The organism is Sphingomonas bacterium, assembly GCF_903643065.1.
GTDB lineage: Bacteria > Pseudomonadota > Alphaproteobacteria > Sphingomonadales > Sphingomonadaceae > Sphingomonas.
The window spans coordinates 1-3,512 of the sequence record NZ_CAHJWX010000322.1 but is presented as its reverse complement, the minus strand read 5'-3'; the positions used below and the strand labels follow the sequence as shown (position 1 = coordinate 3,512).

Sequence of the window (3,512 nt, the reverse complement as noted above, 5' to 3'; positions counted from 1 at the left end):
CGACCGGCGTCGCGTCGTCGCCGGAAGCGACGACCACGCCCTGTCTATTGAACAGTTTCCAGCCCGCGTCCGCGCCGGCCGCTACACGCCGGCCGCGACCGCGAGCGCGATGCTCCAGCTCTTCCGCTCGCTCGCCGCGCCGGAGCGCGCGGCGGCGTGAACATCGTCTACCTCACCCACTCGCTGCGCTCCTGCTGGAACCACGGCAACGCCCATTTCCTGCGCGGCGTGCTGCGCGAGCTGCAGGCCAAGGGTCATCAGGTCCGCGCTCTGGAGCCGGCGCGCAACTGGAGCCTCGACAATCTGCTCGCCGACGCGGGCGAGGCGGGGCTGCGGCCGTTTCGCGCGGCTTACCCGGAGCTTGCGCCCGACATCTACGAACCGGACACCGATCCCGCGGCGCTGGTCGACGGCGCCGATCTGGTGATCGTGCACGAATGGAACGAGCCGGCGCTGGTCGCCGCGATCGGGCGGTTGCGCGCGGCCGGCGGACGCTTTCTGCTGCTGTTTCACGACACGCACCATCGCGCGGTGAGCGCGCCGGACGAGATGCGGGCGTTCGACCTGTCGGGCTTCGACGGCGTGCTCGCGTTCGGCGAGACGCTGAGCGAGGTATACCGAGGCTGGGGCTGGGGTGGCCGTGTCTGGACCTGGCATGAGGCGGCCGACACCCGGCTGTTCCACCCGCCCGCGGTCGAGGTCGAGCGCGACGGCGTGGTCTGGATCGGCAATTGGGGCGACGGCGAGCGTACGGAGGAGCTGGAACGCTTCCTGTTCCGCCCCGTCTACGCCGCCGGCCAGTCGCTCGACGTTTATGGCGTCCGCTACCCCGACGACGCGCGCGACCTGCTCGCGCAATATGGCGCGCGCTATCACGGCTGGGCGCCCAACGCCGCCGCGCCCGGCATCTTCGCCCGGCATCGCGCGACCGTGCACGTGCCGCGCCGCTATTACGCGACGATCCTGCCGGGCATCCCGACGATCCGCGTCTTCGAGGCGCTCGCCTGCGGCATCCCGCTGATCTGCGCCCCCTGGGACGATCGCGAGGGGCTGTTCCGGCCCGGCGACTTCCTGACCGCCCCGGACGGCGACGCGGTCACGCGGCATCTGATCGCCTTGCGCGACGATCCGGCGATGCGCGACGAGCTGGTCGCCGCCGGGCTCGCGACCATCCGCGCGCGGCACACCTGCGCGCATCGCGCCGATGAGCTGCTCGCGATCGTCGACCATTTCCATCCGTCCCGAGCGACGTCGAGGAACATGGACGTCGACGGCGTCTCGACGTCGCTCGACACGAGCGGCGGATTGCGAAGGACCGCCGCATGAACCCTTCGGCTGGCTCAGGACAGCGGATCGCCTTTTACGGTTCTAGCCTGCTGTCCTCCTACTGGAACGGCGCCGCGACCTATTACCGCGGCGTGCTGCGCGCGCTGGCGAGCCACGGCTACGACATCACCTTCTACGAGCCCGATGCCTTCGATCGGCAGCAGCATCGCGACATCGATCCGCCGTCCTGGGCCAGGGTCGTCGTCTATCCCGCCACCACCGACGGGCTCCGCTCGGTGCTGGCGGAGGCGGGCCGGGCGGACATCGTCGTCAAGGCCAGCGGCGTCGGCGTGTTCGACCGCGAGCTGCTGGAAGGCATCCTCGACCAGGGCCATGCCCGCGCGCTGAAGATCTTCTGGGACGTCGATGCCGCCGCGACGCTGGACGAGATGCGCGCCGATCCGGGCCATCCGGTGCTGGGCGCGCTCGACGAGCTGGACATGGTGCTCACCTATGGCGGCGGGCCGCCGGTGGTGGACGCTTATCTCGGCTTCGGCGCGAAGCGGTGCGTCCCCGTCTACAATGCGCTCGATCCCGACACGCACCATCCCGTGCCGCCCGATCCGCGCTTCGCGTGCGACCTGGCGCTGCTCGCCAACCGGCTACCCGACCGCGAGGCGCGGATCGAGGAGTTCTTCGGGCGCGCGGCGGCGTCGTTGCCCGAGCGCCGCTTCCTGCTCGGCGGCAATGGCTGGCACGACAAGCTGCTGCCCGGCAACGTCCACGCGATCGGCCATGTCGGCACGGCCGAGCACAATGCGTTCAACTGCACGCCCGCCGCCGTGCTCAACGTCGCGCGCGACTCGATGGCCGCCATCGGCTTCTCGCCGGCGACGCGGGTGTTCGAGGCCGCCGGCGCCGCTGCCTGCCTGATCACCGATGCCTGGGAGGGGATCGAGCAGTTCCTCCAACCCGACCGCGAGGTGCTGGTCGCGCGCGACGGGCAGGACGTGGCGGCTCATCTCGCCGCGCTCAGCCCCGAGCGTGCCCGCGCGATCGGCCGCGCGGCGCTCGCCCGCGTGCTGGCGGAGCACACCTATGCGCTGCGCGGCGCGCAGGTCGACCGGCTGTTCCGCGAACATGCCGCGCGGGCGCGGGAGGCGGCGTGATGGAGCGCCCCTGCGTCATGCTGAACTCGTTTCGGCATCCACGCGTGACCGCTGAGCAAGGCGGCGTCCATGGATCGGATCGTCCCGCGTGGATCCTGACACAAGTTCAGGATGACGAGGGCCGGGCCGCATGAAGCTCGTCGTCCTCGGCCTGTCGCTCTCCTCGTCCTGGGGCAACGGCCATGCCACCACCTTCCGCGCGCTGCTCGCCGCCTTCGCAGGCCGCGGGCATGACGTCACCTTCCTCGAACGCGACGTCCCCTGGTATGCCAGCCAGCGCGACCTGATCGACCCCGACTGGTGCCGGCTCGCCTTCTATGCGGACCTGGCCGACCTCCGGCGCTGGGCGGGCGAGGTGGCGTCGGCGGACGCGGTGATCGTCGGGTCGTATGTCCCCGACGGCGTCGCGGTCGGCGCCTGGGCGCAGCGGACCGCGACGGGCGTCGTCGCCTTTTACGACATCGACACGCCGGTGACGCTCGCCAAGCTGGCGCGCGGCGATCACGAATATCTCTCGCCCGAGCTGATCCCCGGCTATGATCTGTACCTGTCCTTCACCGGCGGCCCGACGCTGGCGGAACTGGAGACCCGGTACGGCGCGCCGGCGGCCCGCGCGCTCTACTGTTCCGTCGACCCGTCGATCTACCGACCCACCGGCGCGGCCGAGCGCTGGGACTTGTCGTATCTCGGCACCTACAGCGCCGATCGCCAGCCGACGCTGGAACGGCTGCTGCTCCAACCCGCGCGCCGCGCGCCCGACCGGCGGTTCGTAGTGGCGGGGCCGCAATATCCGGCGACGATTGACTGGCCGGCCAATGTCGAGCGGATCGAGCATCTGGCGCCCGCCGATCATGCCGATTTCTACTCCGCCTCGCGCTGGACGCTTAACGTCACGCGCGCGGACATGATCGCGCGCGGCTGGTCGCCCTCGGTGCGGTTGTTCGAGGCGGCCGCCTGTGGGACGCCGATCCTGTCGGATCGCTGGGCGGGGCTCGACGCGCTGTTCGCGCCCGGCGAGGAGATCGTGCTCGCCGACACCGCCGATCAGGTGCTGGCGGCGCTCGCCCGGTCCGACGC

At 71.2% G+C, this 3,512-nt stretch carries 3 protein-coding genes; all 3 read left to right on the top strand.

Features of this window, described 5'->3' with window-relative positions; all coding sequences use genetic code 11:
• The first annotated feature begins 156 nt into the window (after positions 1-156).
• Entirely contained in the window at positions 157-1,326 is a 1,170-nt protein-coding gene (locus tag HUU95_RS11260) for a CgeB family protein (RefSeq protein WP_174280196.1), read from the top strand.
• Positions 1,323-2,435: a CgeB family protein gene (locus tag HUU95_RS11255; protein ID WP_174280195.1), complete on the top strand. Its 1,113-nt coding sequence runs from the start codon at positions 1,323-1,325 to the stop codon at positions 2,433-2,435. Before HUU95_RS11260 ends, HUU95_RS11255 begins: the two co-directional genes overlap by 4 nt.
• Before the next feature lie 130 nt (positions 2,436-2,565).
• On the top strand, positions 2,566-3,512 hold a 947-nt coding region (locus tag HUU95_RS11250), incomplete at its 3' end, for a CgeB family protein (protein ID WP_174280194.1).

What these genes read in the sequence shown, in the direction of transcription:
- HUU95_RS11255 (WP_174280195.1), top strand. Translation starts at nt 1,323, where the DNA reads ATGAACCCTTCGGCTGGCTCAGGACAGCGGATCGCCTTTTACGGTTCT.